General features: G+C 38.3%; 21 protein-coding genes. 9 read left to right on the top strand and 12 right to left on the bottom strand.

Going from position 1 to position 21,367, the window contains the following annotated elements; genetic code table 11:
• Positions 1-37 precede the first annotated feature (37 nt).
• The 6 genes from ACF3OC_RS16770 to ACF3OC_RS16745 all read left to right on the top strand — a co-directional run bounded on the left by ACF3OC_RS16770 (position 38) and on the right by ACF3OC_RS16745 (position 6,886).
• Positions 38-1,831 carry an acyl-CoA dehydrogenase family protein gene (locus tag ACF3OC_RS16770; RefSeq protein ID WP_392470045.1) on the top strand — a complete coding sequence of 598 codons (1,794 nt, stop codon included), beginning with the start codon at positions 38-40 and terminating at the stop codon, positions 1,829-1,831.
• A 112-nt stretch (positions 1,832-1,943) separates the two neighbouring features.
• Positions 1,944-3,371 (top strand): phytoene desaturase family protein, encoded by a 1,428-nt coding sequence (locus ACF3OC_RS16765; protein ID WP_392470043.1) that lies wholly within the window; start codon positions 1,944-1,946, stop codon positions 3,369-3,371.
• A gap of 8 nt (positions 3,372-3,379) precedes the next feature.
• A complete protein-coding gene (locus ACF3OC_RS16760; protein ID WP_392470040.1) occupies positions 3,380-4,300 on the top strand; it encodes a TIGR01777 family oxidoreductase in 921 nt (306 codons plus the stop codon).
• Between the two features lie 7 nt (positions 4,301-4,307).
• A complete protein-coding gene (locus tag ACF3OC_RS16755) occupies positions 4,308-5,561 on the top strand; it encodes a YeiH family protein (RefSeq protein WP_094280549.1) in 1,254 nt (417 codons plus the stop codon).
• A gap of 156 nt (positions 5,562-5,717) precedes the next feature.
• On the top strand, positions 5,718-6,254 hold the full coding sequence (locus ACF3OC_RS16750; RefSeq protein WP_392470038.1) for an RNA polymerase sigma factor: 537 nt from the start codon (positions 5,718-5,720) through the stop codon (positions 6,252-6,254).
• Positions 6,254-6,886, top strand: coding sequence for a hypothetical protein (locus ACF3OC_RS16745; RefSeq protein ID WP_392470037.1), 633 nt, complete (start codon positions 6,254-6,256; stop codon positions 6,884-6,886). The genes ACF3OC_RS16750 and ACF3OC_RS16745 overlap by 1 nt, the downstream gene beginning before the upstream one ends.
• Positions 6,887-6,941: 55 nt before the next feature.
• Here ACF3OC_RS16745 and ACF3OC_RS16740 read toward each other — a convergent pair whose 3' ends face one another.
• The 3 genes from ACF3OC_RS16740 to ACF3OC_RS16730 all read right to left on the bottom strand — a co-directional run bounded on the left by ACF3OC_RS16740 (position 6,942) and on the right by ACF3OC_RS16730 (position 9,706).
• Positions 6,942-7,508 (bottom strand): nitroreductase, encoded by a 567-nt coding sequence (locus tag ACF3OC_RS16740; protein WP_392470035.1) that lies wholly within the window; start codon positions 7,506-7,508, stop codon positions 6,942-6,944.
• A 28-nt stretch (positions 7,509-7,536) separates the two neighbouring features.
• Positions 7,537-8,790: a peptidase T gene (gene pepT, locus ACF3OC_RS16735; RefSeq protein ID WP_392470033.1), complete on the bottom strand. Its 1,254-nt coding sequence runs from the start codon at positions 8,788-8,790 to the stop codon at positions 7,537-7,539.
• Positions 8,791-8,917: 127 nt separating this feature from the next.
• Positions 8,918-9,706, bottom strand: a complete 789-nt coding sequence (locus ACF3OC_RS16730; protein WP_392470031.1) for a DUF4197 domain-containing protein — start codon at positions 9,704-9,706, stop codon at positions 8,918-8,920.
• A 185-nt stretch (positions 9,707-9,891) separates the two neighbouring features.
• On the opposite strand from ACF3OC_RS16730, the gene ACF3OC_RS16725 reads away from it, so the two are divergent.
• Positions 9,892-10,707, top strand: coding sequence for a PKD domain-containing protein (locus ACF3OC_RS16725; protein WP_392470030.1), 816 nt, complete (start codon positions 9,892-9,894; stop codon positions 10,705-10,707).
• A 74-nt stretch (positions 10,708-10,781) separates the two neighbouring features.
• On the opposite strand, the gene ACF3OC_RS16720 is transcribed toward ACF3OC_RS16725, so the two are convergent.
• The 5 genes from ACF3OC_RS16720 to ACF3OC_RS16700 form a co-directional block, all read right to left on the bottom strand.
• Positions 10,782-11,618, bottom strand: a complete 837-nt coding sequence (locus tag ACF3OC_RS16720; protein WP_392470027.1) for an endonuclease/exonuclease/phosphatase family protein — start codon at positions 11,616-11,618, stop codon at positions 10,782-10,784.
• 1 nt (position 11,619) lies between these two features.
• Positions 11,620-12,381, bottom strand: a complete 762-nt coding sequence (locus ACF3OC_RS16715) for a glycerophosphodiester phosphodiesterase (RefSeq protein WP_392470024.1) — start codon at positions 12,379-12,381, stop codon at positions 11,620-11,622.
• Between the two features lie 15 nt (positions 12,382-12,396).
• Positions 12,397-13,242, bottom strand: coding sequence for a phosphodiester glycosidase family protein (locus tag ACF3OC_RS16710; RefSeq protein WP_392470021.1), 846 nt, complete (start codon positions 13,240-13,242; stop codon positions 12,397-12,399).
• 63 nt (positions 13,243-13,305) lie between these two features.
• A complete protein-coding gene (locus ACF3OC_RS16705; RefSeq protein WP_392470019.1) occupies positions 13,306-13,977 on the bottom strand; it encodes an HD domain-containing protein in 672 nt (223 codons plus the stop codon).
• On the bottom strand, positions 13,955-15,118 hold the full coding sequence (locus ACF3OC_RS16700) for a class I SAM-dependent RNA methyltransferase (protein ID WP_094258551.1): 1,164 nt from the start codon (positions 15,116-15,118) through the stop codon (positions 13,955-13,957). The genes ACF3OC_RS16705 and ACF3OC_RS16700 overlap by 23 nt, the downstream gene beginning before the upstream one ends.
• Before the next feature lie 65 nt (positions 15,119-15,183).
• Here ACF3OC_RS16700 and ACF3OC_RS16695 point away from each other — a divergent pair, with 65 nt between their 5' ends.
• Positions 15,184-15,558: a DUF3127 domain-containing protein gene (locus tag ACF3OC_RS16695; RefSeq protein WP_094258552.1), complete on the top strand. Its 375-nt coding sequence runs from the start codon at positions 15,184-15,186 to the stop codon at positions 15,556-15,558.
• A 1,025-nt stretch (positions 15,559-16,583) separates the two neighbouring features.
• Here the strand turns inward: ACF3OC_RS16695 and ACF3OC_RS16690 are convergent.
• From ACF3OC_RS16690 to yiaA, 4 genes are all read right to left on the bottom strand, one after another.
• Positions 16,584-17,069, bottom strand: coding sequence for a GDYXXLXY domain-containing protein (locus tag ACF3OC_RS16690; protein WP_392470017.1), 486 nt, complete (start codon positions 17,067-17,069; stop codon positions 16,584-16,586).
• The gene (locus tag ACF3OC_RS16685; protein ID WP_392470015.1) at positions 17,056-18,123 is read right to left on the bottom strand and encodes a DUF4401 domain-containing protein; all 1,068 of its coding nucleotides are present in this window, start codon (positions 18,121-18,123) and stop codon (positions 17,056-17,058) included. The genes ACF3OC_RS16690 and ACF3OC_RS16685 overlap by 14 nt, the downstream gene beginning before the upstream one ends.
• Positions 18,113-19,066, bottom strand: a complete 954-nt coding sequence (locus ACF3OC_RS16680) for a DUF2157 domain-containing protein (RefSeq protein ID WP_392470013.1) — start codon at positions 19,064-19,066, stop codon at positions 18,113-18,115. The genes ACF3OC_RS16685 and ACF3OC_RS16680 overlap by 11 nt, the downstream gene beginning before the upstream one ends.
• A 94-nt stretch (positions 19,067-19,160) precedes the next feature.
• Positions 19,161-19,628, bottom strand: coding sequence for an inner membrane protein YiaA (yiaA, locus tag ACF3OC_RS16675; protein ID WP_094258556.1), 468 nt, complete (start codon positions 19,626-19,628; stop codon positions 19,161-19,163).
• 131 nt (positions 19,629-19,759) lie between these two features.
• On the opposite strand from yiaA, the gene ACF3OC_RS16670 reads away from it, so the two are divergent.
• On the top strand, positions 19,760-21,277 hold the full coding sequence (locus tag ACF3OC_RS16670; RefSeq protein WP_392470010.1) for a hypothetical protein: 1,518 nt from the start codon (positions 19,760-19,762) through the stop codon (positions 21,275-21,277).
• The last annotated feature ends 90 nt before the right edge of the window (positions 21,278-21,367 follow it).

Genomic DNA, 21,367 nt, shown 5'->3' with positions numbered 1-21,367 from the left:
GGTGCTTGTTCACTTATTCTAAATATTAAAGAATATCATGAGCGAAGAAGTAAAAAATAAAGCAATTAAAGGTGGTGAATTTGTAATTCGCGAAACTCATTACAATGATATCTTCATCCCTGAAGAGTTTGATGAGGAAGCTAGAATGATCCGCCAAACCTGTATCGATTTCTTGGATACAGAGGTGTTGAATAAACTCGATAGAATTGATGGCCAGGAAGAAGGCTTGATGCAAAGTTTAATGGATAAATCCGGTGAACTAGGCATGTTGGGAGTTTCTATTCCTGAACAATATGGTGGTTTTGGAAAAAATTTCAATACCTCGATGTTGGTTGCTGATGCAGTAGGTGGAGGATTTTCCTTCGCAGTGGCCTTGTCTGCGCATACTGGAATCGGAACATTGCCAATTCTATACTATGGAAATGATGCCCAAAAAGATAAATATATCCCAAAATTGGCTACAGGTGAATGGAAAGCAGCTTATTGTTTAACTGAACCGAACTCTGGATCTGATGCTAACTCTGGACGTACCTCTGCAAAATTAAATGCTGAGGGAACCCATTACTTGATCAATGGCCAGAAAATGTGGATTACCAATGGGGGCTTTGCAGATGTATTTATTGTCTTTGCAAAAATTGATGATGATAAAAATCTGACTGCATTTATCGTTGAAAAAGACTTTGGCGGAATTACCATGAATCCTGAAGAACATAAATTAGGAATCAAAGGGTCTTCAACTCGTCAGATTTTCTTCAATGATTGCCCAGTTCCTGTTGAAAACATGCTTTCTGATAGAGAAAACGGTTTTAAAATAGCAGTGAACATCTTAAATATCGGACGTATAAAACTTGGCGCCGCAACAATTGGTTCTTCACGTGCTGTTTTAAGCACAGCAATCAATTATGCAAATGAACGCGTACAGTTTAACTTGCCAATCTCTAAATTCGGAGCTATTCGCTATAAATTAGCGGAAATGGCAACTCGCCTTTTTGCTAATGAATCCGCAGCTTACCGTGCCGGACAAAATATTGATGATGCCTATGAAGCTTTAATCGCTTCCGGAATGGATGAAGCGAAAGCTAAATTGAAATCCGTGGAACTATTCGCCATTGAATGTGCCATCATCAAAGTATGGTGTTCTGAAATGTTGGATTATGTCGTGGATGAAGGTGTTCAGATCTATGGTGGAATGGGATACTCCGCAGAAGCTCCAATGGAAAGAGCTTACCGCGATTCCCGTATCAATAGAATTTTTGAAGGAACCAATGAAGTCAACAGACTATTGGTGGTGGATATGCTATTGAAACGGGCCATGAAAGGTGAATTAGATTTAATGGGTCCTGCGCAAGCTGTAGCGGGCGAGTTAATGTCTATTCCTGACTTCGGACCAGAGGATGAAACTCCTTTCGCAGCAGAAAAGAAGATTGTTGCCAATTTGAAAAAAGCTGGATTGATGATCGCTGGTGCTGCGGTTCAAAAACTAATGATGTCATTAGCTAAAGAACAAGAAATATTAATGAATATTGCTGACATTATCGGTTATGTATATGTGGCTGAATCAGTATTGTTACGTGCTGAGAAATTACAGCATACACAACCAGGTGAACATGCAGACTACGCAGCAGACATGGCTAAAGTATATTTATACGGCGCGATTGATAAAGTTAATGCTGCTGGTAAGGAAGCCCTATATTCTTTCGCTGAAGGGGATGAGTTGAATATGATGTTGGTTGGTTTACGTCGTTTTACAAAGGCGCAACCGTTCAACCTAAAAGATGCTCGCCAAAGAATCGCGAAAAAATTAATAGAAGAAAATAAATACTGTTTCTAAGTATTAAGGTTGATTATGAGTAAAAGCCCCATTTTTGGGGCTTTTTCTTTTTAATCCCTTCCCTTCGCTATTCAGCGACCTTATGCTTAACTTTAAGTCTCATTCACGGAATTTGAAAAGTTACGACGCAATAATTATAGGGTCTGGCCCAAATGGGCTGGCAGCAGCCATAACCATGCAACAGCAAGGACTCAGCACCTTATTGATTGAAGGCGCTGATACAATAGGAGGTGGTATGAGAACCAAGGAAATCACACTCCCCGGATTTAAACACGATGTCTGCTCCGCAATTCATCCCATGGCACTGGGATCCCCATTTATGCGGTCACTGCCCCTGGAGCAATATGGATTATCATTTGAATTCGCCGATTATCAGGTGTCTCAACCACTCGATAATGGCAAATCTGTTAATCTGCATCAGGATATTCATTATATGAAAGAGGAATTAGGAGTGGATTTCAATAAATACCAATCGCTCCTTGAACCTTTTATTAAAAATTGGGAGCAGCTTTCCACCGATATTCTTGGACCCTTGAAATTTCCCAGCCATCCACTGCTGATGGCAAAATTCGGATTGTCAGGACTACGTAGTGCTCAAGCTATCGCCTCAGGATTTCAAACCGTAGAAGCTAAGGCATTATGGGCAGGAATGGCAGCACATGGAATTATGTCCTTTAACAAACTCTCAACTGCAGCTATTGGATTGGTTTTGGCAACTCTTGGACACAAAGTAGGCTGGCCCATTCCAAAAGGTGGATCTCAGGCAATCGCCAATGCAATGGGTGCTTATTATGAATCCCTTGCTGGTGAAATTCAACTTAATTACTGGTTTGAAGACCTGCAAGATCTTCCGAAACATAAGGTTCTCATTCTGGATATGACCCCGCAACAGATTCTTAAATTGAAAGGCCTCCAATTGAATGAAAATTATAAAAAGCAACTTGAGGAATATCGCTATGGAATGGGGGTGTTTAAGATTGATTGGGCTCTTTCTGAGCCAACTCCGTTTTTAGACAAAAGAAGCCAGCTGGCAGCAACAGTACACTTAGGAAATACTTTCGAAGAAATCGCACAAACGGAGTTGGATACCTTCAATGGTAAATTGGTTGATAACCCCTTTGTGTTATTTGCGCAACAAAGTAGATTTGATTCTTCCAGAGCTCCAGAAGGAAAACATACAGGTTGGGCTTATTGCCATGTTCCGCATGGTTCCTTTGCTGACCGTACTTCTGCTATTGAAAATCAAATCGAAAGATTTGCCCCTGGATTCAAAGATACCATATTGGCAAGATCCAGCATGAATAGCCAACAACTTGAACAGTATAATCCAAACTATGTTGGTGGAGATATTAATGCCGGTCAAATGGATATTTTTCAACTATTCACAAGGCCAACAAGGTCTTTTACCCCATATCGAACTTCTAATCCCAATGTATACATCGGTTCTTCTTCCACACCTCCCGCTGGTGGGGTACATGGAATGTGTGGTTTTCACGCAGCTAGGATTGCATTGAAGGACCATTACAATATCAAAATTTAATCTCAACTATGGCAAAGATCGTATTAGCAGGTGGAACAGGTAATTTAGGTAACTTATTGATCAGCCTATTTAGGGAACAAGGCCATGAAATTATTGTATTAAGTAGGCAACGAATGGTCAAATCTCATCCCAAAATTGAATTTGTATTATGGGATGCTGAAAATCTGGATACATGGCAGAAGAAATTGGAAGATGCCGATGTATTGATCAATCTCTGTGGATTATCCATCAATCGAAGATTCACCAAAGAAAACCAAAAATTGTTGCGTAGTTCTAGGTTGACCCCAACTAGATTGTTGGGTGAGGCTATTGCTCAATTAGAATCTCCAGTTAAACTTTGGATCAATTTCTCAGGTGTTTCTATTTTTAATGGCCAAACTGGCCTACAAGACGAAACCTCACATCTATATGCAAATGATTTCCTCGGACAACTGGCTCAGGATTGGGAAAAGGTCTTTCTCGAGGCCAAAACTCCGCAAACCGAAAAGGTAATCCTCCGGATGAGTCCCTTATTAAGTAAGAAATCAGGGATGTTTGCTGAACTCTATCCATTGACAAAAATGGGATTGGGCGGAAAAGTAGGAACTGGAAAGCAAATGGTTTCTTGGATTCATGAAACAGATTTCGTCCGATTAATGGATTGGATCATACAATCCCAAAATAGGGCAGGAGTCTATCATGCTTGTAGTCCTAATCCTGTGAATAATAGTGAATTTATGAAGGCTTTGAGAAAGGAAGCCGGAATTTCGATAGGTTTACCCCTGCCAACTTTTATGGCAAAAATTGCTGCATACGTAAAAAATGTGGATCCGGTACTCTTACTGGAATCTGTTCCCGTAACAACTTTATTAACGATAAAAAATGGCTTTCAATTTAATTTTCCCTATATTCAGCCCGCATTTAATCAGTTAATTAAATCATCAACTTAAACATTTTATGTCTGCCAAATCACTTGTACTTTCTGAGGACTGGGTCGTTGTTATTCTTGGTCTTGGGATTATTGCTCTAGCTTTATTCGGAATTGTAGCTCCTGTTCCATCCTTTGGATGGTCTGATACCAATGAACTTTCTTCAAAAGTTTTATCCCTAGGAAATCTCGGCGCAATGGGACTTCAGTTTATTTTAGTATATGTGACAGCGATTATCGGTGCAATATTGCTCGGTAAAAATCTCAAAGCCTTACTTGTTGTATTTCCCTTGGTTTATTTTCTAACCCTGTTTGCACTGGTTCTCGCAGGGAATGCAGGGGTGAAAAGCTTTAACCTGGAAGCCGTAATATTCAGTTTAGTAATCGGTTTGGTCATTAGTAATTTCTTCAAATTACCCGCTTGGTTCAAAGAAGCATTAAATACTGAAATGTATGTCAAAATTGGATTAGTCCTCTTAGGAACTACCGTAATTTTTGGAGATATCTTGAAAGCTGGTTCGCTTGGATTGATACAAGCCTTGGTGGTTGTTGTATCGGTCTGGTATTTCGCATTCTGGATCTGTAAGAAATTGAAAATAGATAAAGAAATGTCTTTAATGCTTTCCAGTGCGGTGTCAATATGTGGTGTTTCTGCTGCTATTGCAACCTCTGGTGCGATTGAAGGGGATAATAAAAAACTATCTTATGTAATATCCTTGGTCCTGGTTACTGCCGTTCCAATGATGATCTTCATGCCTTATCTAGCTGAACTTATGGGATTATCCCAAGAAGTAACGGGAGCTTGGTTGGGGGGAAGTATCGATACGAGTGGTGCCGTAGCAGCTTCGGGAACTTTAGTAGGTGAGGAAGCCCTAAAAATTAGTACCATCGTCAAGTTCTCCCAAAATGTACTTCTAGGTATTGCAGCATTCTTTATCAGTATTTATTGGACTTACTCCAAATCTGTCGATGATCAAACTAAAAAGGATAAACCTACCTTGAAATTAATCTGGGAAAGATTCCCGAAATTTGTTGTGGGTTTTGTGTTCGTCTCTTTGATGTTCTCCTTTGTCGTTCCTGCTGAAACTACCGCTCAAATCAAAGATAGCCTGAAAAGCTTACAAGGCCTGTGGTTTGCACTGGCTTTTACCTCTATTGGATTAGAAACAAATTTTAAAGATCTCTTCAAACAGGATAATAAAAAACCTTTATATGCTTTCCTAATTGCTCAAACATTTAATATTATCGTGACTTTAATCCTCGCAATTACCTTATTTGGTTAATAAATAGGTGATATCCAGAGATATTTTAACGTATTTTTTTGATCCTAGCCTCGAATATATCATTCGAGGCTTTTTTGTGTCCTCTTTATCTAAATTATTGAAATAATTTATGCAATTTGAGAATTGAATTCATCTTATATATGAAGAGAAAATAGCATGGACGAAAAACAATTGTTGCAATACTATAAACAATCAGGAAATCTGGATGCACTTGGAAAAATCTATGCTCCTTATATGTCCTTGCTTTATGGGGTATGCTATAAATATCTTCAGGATGCTGAACACAGCCAAGATGCAGTGATGCAAATTTTTGATGAACTCATCGAGAAACTGCGAATTTATGAAGTTGATAATTTCAAAAGTTGGGTATATGTCTATGCACGTAACTTTTGTTTGATGCAACTCCGTAAAAACAAACAAGTCACCAAAGTCGATATCGAGGATAATCTCTTCGAATCTGAAAAAGTGCTCAATCTGGAAGATGAAAAAAAATGGAATGAGCAAGATTTTGAAAAACTTGAAGGCTGTATCGCCGGCTTAAATGCCGAACAGGAACAATGCATCCGAATGTTTTATTTAGAACAGAAATGTTATAAAGATATCGCCGACATCACAGGCTATGACATCGCTAAAGTCAAAAGTTATATCCAAAATGGACGCCGAAATCTGAAAATTTGTATGGAGAAAAAGTAATGGAAAATAATTATCAATTAACGCGAATTCACAATTACGTCATGGGACTCATGAGTAAGGAGGAAATGTATCAGATGGAACGTGAAGCCTTAAATGATCCTTTCTTACAAGATGCTATCGATGGCTACAAACTACAAAAAGGTGTAGACTCGCAACAACTTAGTATTCTTCAACAACGCTTGGCTAAAAAAATTGCCGCGAAAGCTGAAGATAAAAAACGACGATTCTACAGCTGGCACAGGTTGACCATCGCTTTGGTAGCCGCTGTATTGTTCCTCGTAGCATGTTCATTAATCTTCTTCAAATACATGACTAACCATAAAACTGAAAGAAATAATGAGGTTATTTTGATGGAACAGCATATGCATGTGCAATCCTCAAAATTGGAACAATCGGATGCCGAACCTTTAGTTGGTTGGGAACAATTTAATGAAGAACTAAATTCTGAACTAAGAGATATTGATGGAAAAGGAAATGTTCAGGTAATTTTTAATGTGTCGGATGGGAAACCTCAAAATATTCAATTCTTGAAGTCGACCAATTCAGAGTTAAATGCGATTATCTCTACTTTTATTGAGCAAAAAATAAGTTGGAAAGGTGAAAAGGGGGGAGTCTCAATTATTGTAGAATAAGGAGTACAATTGGGTAGAAGTAAAAAGGTCTGAGATATTTCTCAGACCTTTTGTTTTATTCTTCCCAACGGATTTTATCCTCGATTGGACTCCTAACAGGTTCTCTAGGTTCTGAATCATGATGACCCATATAGAAAAATCCTATACAACGTTGATTCTCTTTTAAGTTTAGGAATGGACCAATATGATTGATTAATCCCGGTGTAGCCCAATACCCACCAATACCAAGTGAGGCACTCGCTAACCACATGTTTTCAACTGCACATGCTGTCGCTGCTAATTCTTCCCATTCAGGTAGATCACCAGAATAGTCCACAATAATAGCTAAAGCAGCCTTAGATTGGGTTGCCTTTTTCGCCATGTTCTGCTCTGTAACCTCAGTGTATTTCTCCGCTGGAGTAACAGTCTTATAAATCCTTGCTAACTCATCCCCTAAGCGGATTAATCCCTCATTGCGAAAAATAACAAAACGCCAAGGTTGTGTGCGTTTATGCGTAGGAGCAGCATTTGCCGCCTCTAAAATAGTCATAATGTCCTCGCGACTAACTTCTTGATCCGTGTAGTTCGCCTGGAATACCGCTCTTCTGTATTGAATGTTCTTTAAAACTTCGTTCTCTTGCATATGGTCTAAATTTCTTGTTAATGTACTTTTATGATAATTCCTCCCAAAGGGCTGAAATGTGTAAAATGGTCAATACTGCCTTTTGCATATCCTGAATAGAAACCCATTCTTGCTTGCCATGAAAGGCATGGCCGCCCGCAAAGATGTTTGGACATGGTAATCCCATAAAGGATAATCTCGACCCGTCGGTTCCGCCACGGATACTGCGCTTCTCAACCTTCATCCCTGCTCGCTCAATACCCATCATCGCGATCTCAACTACTTTTGAATGTTGATCCAATATCTCTTTCATATTACGGTATTGTTCGCTGACCTCAAAGGTGTAGCTTGCACCCTCATACTTCGAAAGGACAGTCTTTACAATCGATTCTAATTCCGCTTCATGCTCCGCCAATTTCTTCGTGTCATGATCGCGGATAATAAAATTCAAGGTCGCTGCCTCTACTGTACCCTCAATATTCGTCGGGTGAACAAAACCTTCCTTAGCATAGGTAGTTTCTGGGGATAATCGATCCTTAGGTAAATGCTCGATAATATCAGAAGCTACTTTGATGGCATTGATCATTTTTCCCTTTGCATAGCCTGGGTGAATAGAGATTCCATCAATTTTGATCTTTACGCCATCCGCAGAAAAAGTCTCATCTTCAATCGTTCCTGCACGTTCCCCATCCATTGTATAAGCATAGGTGGCCCCTAATTTCTGTATATCTACATGGTCTACACCGCGGCCGATCTCCTCATCCGGAGTAAATAAAATCTTAATATCGCCATGCTTAATCTCAGGATTACTCATTAAAATACGAGCAGCATCCATGATTTCAGCAACCCCAGCTTTATCATCTGCACCTAACAAGGTCTTCCCACTAGCCGTTACGATGTCATTTCCGATCTGCTCTTTAAGATCCGGATGCTCAGACATCCGAATTACGATCTTGGAATCATCTGGAAGAATCAAATCCTGACCTTGGTAATTCTGATGAACAATGGGCTTAACATTAGACCCAGATGAATCTGGCGAAGTATCCACATGAGAACAGAAACAAATAACAGGAACTTGTTTGTCCGTATTGGAAGGAATTGTGGCATAAACATAACCTAGATCATCTAGATGTGCATCCGCAATACCAATAGACTTCAATTCTTCAACCAAAATTCTACTCAAATCCTTTTGCTTCTCTGTGGATGGTACGGTGCTAGATTGTACATCAGATTGGGTATCAACCTGAACATATTTTATAAAATTCTCAGCTACCTGAAAATCTTGTATTTGATTAATTTCCATCCGACAAAACTACAAATTAATTACTCGCATCCCCTAAAAAAGACAGCCATTTATTCGTAATAAATGGCCGTTATATTCTAATTGAAAATTTTTACCGTATCGCACTCATCCCTCATCTCGTTGCGGTCTACTGTTTGTCAACCCAGCCAAATACCTTGTCCAAGATGCCTGAATTACGAGCACCACCAATATTTTTACGAATTTTAAGCTCTTGATCCGCAACCTTTACAAATAACCCATCAATGGCCTTTTGAGTAACATAGGCCGTTAGGTCAGTTTCAATTTTATTGCCTAATGGTAAGTTGTTATAAGCTGTGGTTAATTGATTCCAATAAGTTGAAACATTGTTTTTCCCCATCGCAGTTTGAATGATTGGACTAAATTTAGTCGTCAGTTCTGCCGAAGTAGATCTCTTGAAAAAATTGGTTGCCGCATCCTGCTGACCACTCAATAAAATATTGAAAGCATCATTAACCGTCATTCTGGATAATGAATTGATAAATACTGATGATGCTTCTTTAACAGCAGATTCTGCAGCATGGTTCATGCTGGCAATAAATTGATCACATAATTTATTCATGCCTACCGCTCGTAAAGCTGATTCCACCTTCTTTGCTTCTTCGGGCATCAAAATCTTGACCGCTGCATCCCCTAAAAAACCATTTTTTACCGAAAGCGTTTTGATACTTTCTTGAAGTCCATTATTCAAGGCTTGTTTAATCCCTGTATTGGCTTCTGCTTGGGTAATGGTTCCAGAGCTAGATTGACTAGTTCCTGAACCACCAGTATTGCTCCCCGTCGTCCCTGTCCCTTGCGGCGGAAGGGTGATTCCGGCTTGATTTAAGGTTTCACAACTGCTGAAAAATAAGCTGGAACCAATTAAACCAACTAGGACTATGCTTTTGATTTGTTTCATAAATCAAAATTAAGAATTTCATTTAAGTAATTGTTCAAACGACCATAACTGATTTAATGTTAATTTAATGTGAAATAATTTATTTCTACATTAAATACCTGTGCTTATTTTGTAAATTTAACCACAGTTAGAAATCAAACTCTAATTATGACTAATTATTATTTTCTGTTTAACATTTATAGCTCATGAAAAAGTTGTTTTATCTGTTGATTGCATTTCAATTCGTGCTAACCTCTTGTGAAAATAAAGACCTATTGCCAGTTGCACCCGGTGAATTTAAATCCGAAATAAAGGTTAAGGATAAAGAATTGGTTGATGGAATGAAAATTCCAACAAATTATCCTATTTATGGCCAGGCCAAAACATTGGATTATTATTTCTTTGAATGGGATTTTGGAAATGGAAAGAAATTCCGAGATGAGAATTTTTCCTATGCTTATGATAAACCCGGAAAATATACCATCAAACTGCGATATAAAGGCGCCGACCAAAAAGAACATCTTCAAAGCTGGAACGTAGAGGTATTTGATACTTATATATTTAAAGCCGAAATCGAAACCTTGTATCCGGTGTATTTTGTTCCTTCCTTAAAACAAGGTGATGAAAGAGAAATCGAAGGTTTCTTCTTAAGAATATATGAATTTGTACCTCCGATAAATAAATTTGATGAAAAGTCAATGACATACAATGGAAAACTTTTGTATGAAAGTAAACCGGTCCTTAGAGGAACGAATCCAAATGTTGACTTTACTAAGAGTACACTGGACTTTTCAGACGCCAAAGTGCCAACACCGGCAAACTTCTTTAAAGATCCTTATGCAAAAGATAATGCCTATGCCATATATGCAATTTATAAAGGAAAAAATTATTTGATTTCTTCCAATTTATTAACTCAGCAATATTCCGCCAATGTTTTAAAAGTTACTGATAAAGTGGATCGTCTGGAGTTCTCTTCTACTTCCAGCTTGGTAAACTATTTCTTCTTTAATACTCCACAATAAGGATCAATCGAAATATAAAAAAATGCCCCTTCATTTTTGAAGGGGCATTTTTTTTAACCTTGTGTATGATATCGTTATTTCCAGCTCAATTCTGCTAATACCGGAAAATGATCTGATGGGAATTTACCCATGTAGGTATCCGTTAAAATTCCATATTTCCTAACCTTAAAGGGTTTGGTGATAAAGATATGATCAATCCTTGCCTTTTCTACTAAGGATTTGCCCCAGCCATTGAAAGATGAATTTGGCTCATATTTAATCTTTGCCAAATCATAAACATCCTGCACAACACCGCTCTTTGCTAAAGTAAAGTAGGCTTCATTGGTCTCATCAATGTTAAAATCTCCTGTTAAAATCAGTGGAAGATCCTTTGCAAATTCCTTGGCCTTGGCCAAAATCAACTTAGCACTCTCACGACGGGCCTCAACTCCAATATGGTCAAAATGTGTATTCATAAAGATAAATTTCTTTCCATTGGACTTATCCTTAAAAATACCCCAAGTACAAATTCTTGGTAAAGCTGCATCCCAACCTTTATTTGGCTTCTCAGTATCCGTAGGGGATAACCAAAATGTACCATTCTTGCTCACCTCAAATCGCTTAGTGTCATAAAAAATAGCTGAATGCTCACCCTTATCTGCGCCATCATCCCGACCCACTCCAATATATTTGAAATCAACCAACTTCGAAGACATATCATTCAACTGCTCCTTAAAGGCCTCCTGAACTCCGAATATCTCAAATTCATGGTATTTGATTAAATCCGTTAAATGGGTATAACGATCCGCCCATAGATTACCAACATCACTATTGGTTTTCATACGGATATTAAAGGTCGCTACATTCATCTTTTGAGCATAGCTTAGTCCCATGCATAATATTAAACTTAAACTGACTAGTAGTTTCTTCATATTATTTTTTCAATACTGTTTTTAATAATTCTGGCTCATCGGTCGTGATAAAGTCAATCTTTTGATCAATCAAGAATTTCATGTCTTCTTCCTTATTCACTGTCCAAGCATTCGTTTTTAACTTTAAAGCCTTAAATTCTTGGATTAACGATGGATTCTTTTGGAAAATACTAAAGTGATAATCAACTCCTGATAATTTCGCAGCCTTTACCTCTGCCGGAGATTTGTCGCCATTCAAATAGTGAACTTTGACCTTCTTGTCCAATTCCCTGAATTTTAAACAGGCATCCCAATCAAAGGCTATAAACTCAACCAATTTCTCTGCTTTTAGTTTTTTGACCATGGCTAAGGAAAGCTCCACAGTTTTCAAAGTTCTCTCTTTTCCTAATTTACTGGTCTTAAGTTCATAAATTAACTTGGTGCCTTTTTGTTTTAGGCCTGCTTTCAAATATTCCTCCACCGTAGGAATTGACTCACCATTATCGTGTTTCTTCGCCAATAACTCCTGATACGTTAATTCCTCAATTTCTAATCCATGAAAATCATGATCGTGATTTACTACTAATATATCATCTTTCGTTAGATGAACATCAAACTCACTCCCCCAAACTCCTTGTGAAATTGCTGAATCTAAAGATGCAATTGAGTTTTGTGGAACCTTGCTGTTCTTCCATGCACCACGGTGCGCAATAATGGAAGTTTGAGCAAATAATCCTGCATGAATCATCATTGTAAATGCTATTAATAATACCTGTTTTTTCATTTTATTTGATTCTTATTATTTTAAATATATAATATTTGCAACAGATCGCTGACCTTCATGGTCAAATTTCTTGTTGTCTGATGGATAGTTTATGATTGAATTGGAACTACCATCTTTTACATAAAGGGTGCTACTGCCCCCTCCATCTAGGTTCATCGCATCTTTCGCACCAATCCATTTCAATACCTGGCTCAATTCCTTCAAATTCATCCCGTTGGCTTGATTACTTCTTCCATCGACCACCATGAAAATCAATTTATGCTTGCTGCTGATGGCAACTGCGGTACGTGGATGACGGTTATCATTGAAAGCGTTTTTTGCCAACTCATAATAGGAGTGGTCTTTCAGCAACAAGGGGCCTGCAACCAATATGGAATGCGCATTGGAATTTTCTACATGTTCAGGTGTATTCTCTAATATACTTACCTTCTTTTTTGAAATACTAAATGCTGCATTCGCTCGGGAATTAGGTTTTTCTTTTGCTGTGCTCATGACCTGATGGTCAACCTTAAGGTAATCTACCGAGCCTCCATTTTTCATATCAAAAAAGGAAGCATTGATCGCAACTAAGGCTTGGTTTTGTTCTGCAAAATCCGATGTGGTTAATAATTTATTGGCCTCTGCAGCAATATGAATGTCTTTGCGGTATTTTTTCAAATCAATTTCTACCCAATTGATTTCTTGAACAGAATTAAATAGATTTTCGAAATGTCCCTGATGCGTGGTTACTCCCTTTTTAACTACTTTGCTGTTCCACTTGGCTTGTACAATTTGAAGGGAATCCTGGTCTTGCGAAAAGACTAAGTTTGGAAGGAAGAATAGGCAGAATAAACTAATTGGAATTAGTCGGTTGTTTTTCATTGAGAACATGTTTTTGTGAAACATGTCCCCAATTTACCCAAATAATATTAAGATATTATTAATTTATCGCTCCCCATTCCATTCTCCATAAAATTGTTGCAAAAAAGACTCCATAAATTGATGGCGTCCAGCAGCAATTTTTTGAGCGGTCTTACTATTCATTTTATCTTTTAATAATAACAGCTTCTCATAGAAATGGTTGATGGTAGGAGCAGTGGTGTTTTTGTAAGCTTCCTTACTTTGATTCTCTACGAATGGAATCTCTGGATTATAGATTTCTCGGTTTTTATAGCCCCCATAATTAAAGGCTCGTGCAACTCCTATTGCCCCAATCGCATCTAATCGGTCCGCATCCTGAACAATTTCCAATTCCTTGGAATGAAAAGTCAACTCGCCTAAGGACGCTTTAAAGGACATGTTCAAAATAATTTTTTGAACATGAGATATGACTTCCGGGTCTACTGCAATACTCGTTAAGAATTCTGCAGCAACCTTAGGGCCTATGCTCTCATCGCCGCCATGAAATTTGCTGTCAGCAATATCATGCAATAGGGCTGTAAGCTCACAAACAAATGCGTCACCTTCCTCTTCCTGAAGAATCAACTTGGTGTTATTCCAAACGCGAAGAATATGCCACCAATCATGACCTGATTCTGCATCCTTCAATCTTTCTTCTACAAAAGCCGCAGTCTGTTGGATTTGTTCTTCCTGCTTATTTGTCTTTTGACCCATCATATAACTCATATTGCAATAACCTACAATCCAACTTCCCATTGAAGAACTCAAACCTTCTAGAAGCGCGTAATCCAATTTTCTTCGCTAGGTCCGGATTCCCTGTAAAGATATAGCCGCGATATCCTTTACAATCTTTCTTCATGAAGTCTCCAATGCGGGAATAGGTAATCTCCAATTTGCTGTGAGTTCCTAGGCGTTCTCCATACTCTGGGTTAAACATAATTACGCCATCGCCTTCCGGAACAGTGGTTTCGGCAAAATCACAGGTCTCAAACTCGATTAAATGTTCTACTCCAGCAGTACGTGCGTTCAACCTTGCAATCTCAACGGCATCCCCAGAGATATCTGATGCTATGATATGAGGTAGATTTGTTTTGTCGGTAATATCCTTTAATATTCGGCGCTCCTCAAAGAAGACCTCTTCATTATAGCCTATAAAGTGCATAAAAGAATAGTTCATCCTTTGCAATCCTGGTTTCCGGTTTTGACACATCAGGGCAGCCTCGATTGCCAAAGTTCCTGAACCACACATCGGATTAATAAATGGACTCTTGCCATCCCATTGGGTCGCCATAATGGTGGCAGATGCTAATGCTTCCAACATTGGCGCTTTCCCAGGATGTTTTCTATAGCCATGTTTGGCCAAAGTTTCCCCAGAGGTGTCCAGGAAAATCTCCGCACGCTCATCAATCCAATGCAGATGGATCACCGCACGATTTAAATCCGGACCTGAATTCGGACGCATTCCTTTCTTGTCCTTTATACGATCTACAATCGCATCCTTAACTTTTACATTCGCAAATAAAGGCGTGGTAATCGTCTCATTATGTACATTCGATGTTACTGAAAAATAACCATCGATCGGAATCAAATCTTCCCAGGCAATACCCAGTAATTGCTTATATAATTCATCAGCATTCCGAGCCTTAAATGATTTTAATTCATATAAAACCTGACTCGCAATACGTAAGTTTAAGTTTAACTTGATGCATTCATTTACAGAGGCTTGTAGTTCTACACCTGTATTAAATGCACGCTTGATATCAAATCCTAATTCGCGGATCTCTTGTTCCAAATAAGGTGACAACCGACGGTTGCATGTAACGATTACCTTATTCTGTTTGTTGAAAACTTCTGCCATATTTGTGCAAAGTTACTTATTCTCTTAGCAAAAAATGTTTAATTTTACGGTTTAATAGATAAGTTATGGAAATAAGAGGAAAAGTTCATGAAATAGGGGCGACACAAAATGTAACTGATACTTTCAAAAAGAGAGATTTGATCGTTGCCTATGCTGAAAACCCACAATTTGTAGAGTATATTCGTTTTGAAGCAACTCAAGACCGCGTGACTATTTTTGATAATTTAGCAGTTGGTGATGAAGTAGAAGTTTCATTCAACCTTCGTGGTCGTCCGTGGACGAATAAAGATGGTGTAACAACTTATTTTAACTCCCTTGTGGCGTGGAGAGTAACAAAAGTAGCAAATACTGCTCAAGCAGCTCCAGCACCAGGTTATGCAGATATGCCGCCAGTCGATATATCAGCAAACTCATCCGATGATGACGATTTACCATTCTAGTCATAAAAAAAGGGTTTCATTTTGAAACCCTTTTTTTATGACTGCCCCTCGCACATCCCTTTCTACAAATATGCCGCCCCTCTGGGGCTGGCTCGCACATATCAACCTTGCTACAAACGTGCCGCCCCTCTGGGGCTGGCTCGCACATATCAACCTTGCTACAAATATGCTGCCCCGCTGGGGCTGAACGCTCTCATATCAACCTTTCTACAAATATGCCGCCCCGCTGGGGCTGAACGCTTTCATATCACCCTTGCTACAAATATGTCGCCCCGCTGGGGCTGAACGTTAGAAAATGCTTCTTGCTACAAATATGTCACCCCTACAGGGTTTGATCATTTATGGATGGATGTGCATTAAAGGGCGTATGCGATATGGCCCTACGCATGGCTGGTTAAAAATAGATTCTTCGCTGCGCTCAGAATGACAGCAAATTTGTATGGGGGTTGTGGGGGAAAAAGATTCTTCGGCAACGCCGAAGAATCTTTTTCCCCCACAACCCAAATGTAATGAGATTGTCATTCCGAATCGAAGATGAGGAATCTATTTTTTTTGGCAAGGTGAATAAAACAAATATTCCGCCCCGCTGGGGCTGAACGCTTTCAAATCAACCTTGCTACAAATATGCTGCCCCGCTGGGGCTGAACGTTAGAAAATGCTTCTTGCTACAAATATGTCACCCCTACGGGGTTTGATCTTCGTCAGCGGTGCAAGAAACTCCAGAGGAGTTTAATGTTAGTAGAAAGGAATGTAAAATGAAATAAGCCCTGCCCCAAAACTGCAATCGCTAAAGCGATTGCAGTTTTGGGGCAGGGCTCTTTGTTTTCTACCTTCGGGTTACTAATATTGAACCCCTCTGGGGTTCCTACAAATATGCCGCCCCTCTGGGGCTGAACGCTCTCATATCAACCTTTCTACAAATATGTCGCCCCTCTTGGGCTGAACGATCACATATCACCCTTTCTACAAACATGCCGCCCCGCTTTCTATCTCACATCTCACATCTCATATCTCACATCTCCCTTCTAAATCTCTTTCCGCTCCCCATCATACAATCCAATCAACAGGCTATTTCCGTGCTCATCAATCTTCAAGCCTCCATATTTCGCTTTCTCATAGCGTTCTCCGGTTCCTTCCTCAAAAAAGAAAGATTCAGCTCCAATATTAAGTTGCCAACTATTGGGACTGGTATATTCAATTAAGAACTCCCCAGAATTTATTGGCTCTCGATGTTGTTGGTAACGAACAGGATGCCCCACGTGGTTTTTATCCAAGGTCAAAACAATAAATCCTCGCTTGGGAATGCTATCCACAGGAAAGTTTTGAGCAATCTGGTAGGAGAGGTTCATATAATCTCCTTGCATCAATGAGCGTGGATCCACTGGTGCTAAATCCAATAAAACCAAGGTGCCATCCTTTAAGATTCTTTCCTTTTGACGGATACTGTAATTGAAATATATCAATAACCCAATCAGGTTAATAACGATAATGACTATACTAAACTTTTTCATGGGAATTTGATTTTTTGAAGATCACGAAATACAAAAGCAAAAAGAAAACTCCGGATACAAACATCGCAATGGATTTCTTTAATAAGCTTAAATCAAGGTCATAATAAAATAGACCAATGAAGTATATAAATGCAAGCACCCCTAGGGAAATTCCAGTTTTATAATTCACCTTGAAACTAATCAAAAGCAAGAATAGCGATCCTGATATCGCTGGATTCATGGCCGTAAATCCCAGGCAGATTAGGATCAGCAAAAAGATGAAAATCTTTTTACCGCTTTCTTCACATAGAAAGCGATTTAATAAACAATTGATTAACCAAAGGATCATTCCTATGAATATGCCAGAAGTAATCCAATCAATTAACCATGAGTCAATAATAAAGGTCGGCTCACTGGTATAGTAAAGACAGATCATAAATGAAAACACAAGTCCAGTGCGCAAGGCTAAGTATCTTTTGCCCTGAAGACTTTTGATCTTCATTAATTTTCCTTCATTGAAAGTGAAATAAATAATGATGGCAGCAAGGGAAACTAAAAGAACATGATTGAGTTCTGCTAATTCCTTGGTGAAAAATATCGCCAAAAGGCTCCCCGTTGTAATTAATGTCGCAACAAAAGTTAAGATGTAGCTTCTACTGATTAGAATGGTGAGCAATGCTAATCCTAAAAAACAGAAATAAGGTATAGTCGAAGATCTATTCAATTCATCAAAGACAATACCTAATGAAGCAAAACTCAACAAGTACATACAAACTGAAATGGTATCCAAAATTACCTTATCAAATCTTTTATTCATCGCGATGGAGCCTACAAAAAATAACCCCGACAGGATCGACATAAAGATTGAATTAGAATTGAGTTTCGTGATGAAAATAAATCCAACAAATGCTACAGAAGCTAAGATCCCTCCGAGAATCGATAATACCTTTATGGTCATCGATTGTTCTTGGCGATCATTAAAATAATCCTTTTTTAGAGCTACTTGATCTACTTGTAGTTCCCTACCTATGTTCGTTTGAACAGACTGAATTGTTTCATGAAAGTTATTTTCCATGTTTGTACCTCCTTTGCATTTTGACAAGGTTCCAGATCACAAGACTGACGGAGACCACAATAAATAAACTGACTGCTAAAAACATGGATCCTTCTTCGTTAATTCTTAATAATCCGCCCACAATAATGATAATCATACTGAATGGAATCACACCCAAATAAAATAGATTCCGTCGCTGGTATCCATACCAAAGCCCTAAACCATAAAATAGGAGGGTAGAAGAAAGAATAATTGGCATATCCTGATATTGTTCATCAAAGATCCAATTGATATTACTAAATATGGACCAAACAGCAGCCCCTAATGCAATTATGTTAGTGAAATAAGTAGGTACCTTCCATTTTCCTTTTTCATTGATCCAAATACAAGCCAAAAGAAATGCTGCGTTCAGGATAAACAAACCTGAACTCAAATAAATAAAGTCCCAATGTCGAACCACTTGCTCATAGTATAGGAAAATAGTTAAGTTCCATAAACCAAGGTAGAGGAGCCACAAAGGTGGAAACTTGGAAATCCAAACCCATAAACTGATAAAAATCGTCCATGCCAGGAAAAAATCATAGGCATTGGCGCCTGTTTGATAGACTTGTCCGAATACGGCAAACATAACCCCGACGAGCAAAGAAGCTGCCGTTAAAATAATGTCCTTGAATAATTTATTGGTCTTTAAAGTTAAACTTAGGACTGTTGCGAGTACTACTAAACCTTGGACGATACCTAGCTTGACAAATTTGTCCAGGTTGTCCCAGTTGTAGGCAAAGAAAAATACGATCCCCGCAGCCATAAATCCAACTCCTAATGTCAAGAGGGTAATCTGAATAAATTTTGCCCAAATATCTTGATTAGGATAGATATATTCTTCCAAGGATTGCTGAAGTTCTTTTTCGTTGATATCCGAATGAATCGATAGCAATTCAAGGTCTTTTCTTTCTAGATCTTTCATGCGAAATGATTTAAGATGTTTTTCACGAGAGAATAAATTAGCAAAAATCCCTGCAGGCCCAAAATTTAGAGAGCACTGCAGGGTAACCGCTAAGTTATATGTTTTCTTCCTTAAATAATTTAGCGTCACGGGTGTTTTTCTGCACGGCAATTGCAGAGAAAACGCTTAGTATAAATGACATACCGTAAAACCCTTTTTCACTTAGAAATAAATCAGCATTCCAAAGTCCGATGATCAATAAAATGATGGATGCCATACTGGCAAACCAGCTGATACCATAATAGAGTTCAGTGACTGCCAAGCCTTCTGCTCGATCTCGAACGCTTTTTTGAACTGATATTACTGCAAACAGTCCAAATAAGAGGATGACAAAGTAATATCCTTTTTCATTGAGCTCCATGCTGGCATTCCATAAACCAACACAATAGCCTACGATACCTGTTAACAAGGCGATCCATGATGCGCCTACAAAGGCCGCAGTAGGTTTGAATGAATTCTTGTTTTCTTCATTTTGTTTTACTGGAGTTAGAATCTCCTCGGTTTTTTTATTTAGCGGTTCCATATTTTTTTGTTTTAATGATTAATACTAAACCAAAGGTCGCTCAGAAAATCTAGCCAGCAAACCCAAAAAATGTTGAATACTGATGATATAAAATGTAAATTTATATTGGTAATTGATAAAATATAGGTCCTATGGATTCCATAAGTGAATTGATAAAACTGCTTAATGATCAAGATAAAAGTGATTTTAAGCTATTCCTTTCCAAAAAAAATAAACGAAATGATGTGAAGAACATCAAATTGTTCAATTTGCTAGAAACTGACGATATAAAATCAATAAATTCCTTATATAAAAACTCCAAAAATAAAGATGCTTACCATGCTTTAAGGAAAAGATTGCATGATAACCTCTTACTTTTTCTTTCCCAAAAGACTTTTGAAAGTAGTACCGATGCTTCTTATGATATATTGAGAAACTTTGTGGTCGCCAGATACCTGCTGGAAAATAATTTGGAGAAAATTGGTTTTAGAATCCTGGAAAAGGCAGAGAAAGTTGCGGTAGTTCAAGAGCAATTCAGCTTATTGAATGAGATCCTTCTCCTGAAACTCCAATATTCCCATTTGGACCCCCAAATATCCTTGGATGACCTGACTGAAAAGTTTCGTATCAATCAGAATCACATGCAAAGGGAGGCCAAATTAAGACTTGCTTATGCTGCCCTGAGGAAGGAGTTGAATGAAATCCACCTCAAGGCAAAGGTGATTAACCTCACGGAGTTGATTGAAAAAACAATTAAACAGTATCAAATTAATATGTTGGATCTGATGAACTACAAGTCGCTTTATCAAATCCTCTTTATTGCCAATGAATATGCTGCAATCAATCAAAATTATTCATTGGTCGAAAAGTATCTGGTGAAAAGCCATAAATTCATTGAAAATCAAAAATTATTTCAACCATCTCAGATTTTCTATCACATCCATATCCTTTATTATTTGGCAAATTTCAGTTTGCGAAACAAAGCATTTGAAGAAAGTCTAAAGTATTTGAAGGAGATGGAAGAACTGCTGGAAAAGAATAAACAGTATAAAGGGACTATTTGGAATCGAATCCTCTTGCTGTATAGCCTGAATTTTTTCTTTTCTGGTCAGGCTGATAGGGCCATCCAGGTAGTGGATGATGCCTTGCTGAATCTTTCCAAACACAGTTCCCAAGTTGATATTGATGATTTATTGTTAAGTAAGACCATGTTTTTGGGACAGTTGAACGATAGTAAAGCCATTCGTTCGCTTTCGAAACTGACACATTCGGATGCTTGGTATGAAAAAAAATTAGGCATGCTATGGACGATCCGGAAGAACCTGATGGAAATCATTTTGCATGCCCAATTCGATAATATCGAACTGGCATTGTCGCGATTGAAATCCTTTAAAAGAAGATATAAGCAGTATTTACTGCAGGTTAATGAAAAACGTGTGTTGGATTTTACAGCTATGCTGGAAAAATATTTCGCTATTCCGGATATAGTTTACCAACAAAGCTTCCAACAAACTGTTTATTCTATGTTGGAAATTGACGAGAATAAAGATATTTTCAATCTGAGTTTCATCGCTTGGATGATTTCCAGATGGGAAAAGAAGATTCCTTATGCCATAACATTGAAATTAATCAAAACTGGTTTGGAACATTCACCGACAAAAATGACGTAATGGCAGGCGTTTTTACGCCAATTACCTAATACTAAGGTGCAATCCTTACATTGGAATAAGAATTGGTGTATTTTTACAAATAATAATTAA

The organism is Sphingobacterium cellulitidis, assembly GCF_043187465.1.
In the GTDB taxonomy this organism is placed as follows: Bacteria; Bacteroidota; Bacteroidia; order Sphingobacteriales; family Sphingobacteriaceae; genus Sphingobacterium; species Sphingobacterium cellulitidis.
This window is presented reverse-complemented; position numbering and strand designations above follow the sequence as displayed.

Bases quoted from the DNA above. Each gene is read 5' to 3' on its own strand.
- ACF3OC_RS16710 (WP_392470021.1), bottom strand. From the start codon at position 13,242: ATGAAAAACAACCGACTAATTCCAATTAGTTTATTCTGCCTATTCTTC.
- ACF3OC_RS16705 (WP_392470019.1), bottom strand. From the start codon at position 13,977: ATGATGGGTCAAAAGACAAATAAGCAGGAAGAACAAATCCAACAGACT.
- ACF3OC_RS16740 (WP_392470035.1), bottom strand. From the start codon at position 7,508: ATGCAAGAGAACGAAGTTTTAAAGAACATTCAATACAGAAGAGCGGTA.
- pepT (WP_392470033.1), bottom strand. From the start codon at position 8,790: ATGGAAATTAATCAAATACAAGATTTTCAGGTAGCTGAGAATTTTATA.
- ACF3OC_RS16715 (WP_392470024.1), bottom strand. From the start codon at position 12,381: ATGAAAAAACAGGTATTATTAATAGCATTTACAATGATGATTCATGCA.
- ACF3OC_RS16725 (WP_392470030.1), top strand. From the start codon at position 9,892: ATGAAAAAGTTGTTTTATCTGTTGATTGCATTTCAATTCGTGCTAACC.
- ACF3OC_RS16755 (WP_094280549.1), top strand. From the start codon at position 4,308: ATGTCTGCCAAATCACTTGTACTTTCTGAGGACTGGGTCGTTGTTATT.
- ACF3OC_RS16750 (WP_392470038.1), top strand. From the start codon at position 5,718: ATGGACGAAAAACAATTGTTGCAATACTATAAACAATCAGGAAATCTG.
- ACF3OC_RS16720 (WP_392470027.1), bottom strand. From the start codon at position 11,618: ATGAAGAAACTACTAGTCAGTTTAAGTTTAATATTATGCATGGGACTA.
- ACF3OC_RS16670 (WP_392470010.1), top strand. From the start codon at position 19,760: ATGGATTCCATAAGTGAATTGATAAAACTGCTTAATGATCAAGATAAA.
- ACF3OC_RS16700 (WP_094258551.1), bottom strand. From the start codon at position 15,118: ATGGCAGAAGTTTTCAACAAACAGAATAAGGTAATCGTTACATGCAAC.
- ACF3OC_RS16680 (WP_392470013.1), bottom strand. From the start codon at position 19,066: ATGAAAGATCTAGAAAGAAAAGACCTTGAATTGCTATCGATTCATTCG.
- ACF3OC_RS16695 (WP_094258552.1), top strand. From the start codon at position 15,184: ATGGAAATAAGAGGAAAAGTTCATGAAATAGGGGCGACACAAAATGTA.
- ACF3OC_RS16745 (WP_392470037.1), top strand. From the start codon at position 6,254: ATGGAAAATAATTATCAATTAACGCGAATTCACAATTACGTCATGGGA.
- ACF3OC_RS16770 (WP_392470045.1), top strand. From the start codon at position 38: ATGAGCGAAGAAGTAAAAAATAAAGCAATTAAAGGTGGTGAATTTGTA.
- ACF3OC_RS16685 (WP_392470015.1), bottom strand. From the start codon at position 18,123: ATGGAAAATAACTTTCATGAAACAATTCAGTCTGTTCAAACGAACATA.
- ACF3OC_RS16690 (WP_392470017.1), bottom strand. From the start codon at position 17,069: ATGAAAAAGTTTAGTATAGTCATTATCGTTATTAACCTGATTGGGTTA.
- yiaA (WP_094258556.1), bottom strand. From the start codon at position 19,628: ATGGAACCGCTAAATAAAAAAACCGAGGAGATTCTAACTCCAGTAAAA.
- ACF3OC_RS16730 (WP_392470031.1), bottom strand. From the start codon at position 9,706: ATGAAACAAATCAAAAGCATAGTCCTAGTTGGTTTAATTGGTTCCAGC.
- ACF3OC_RS16760 (WP_392470040.1), top strand. From the start codon at position 3,380: ATGGCAAAGATCGTATTAGCAGGTGGAACAGGTAATTTAGGTAACTTA.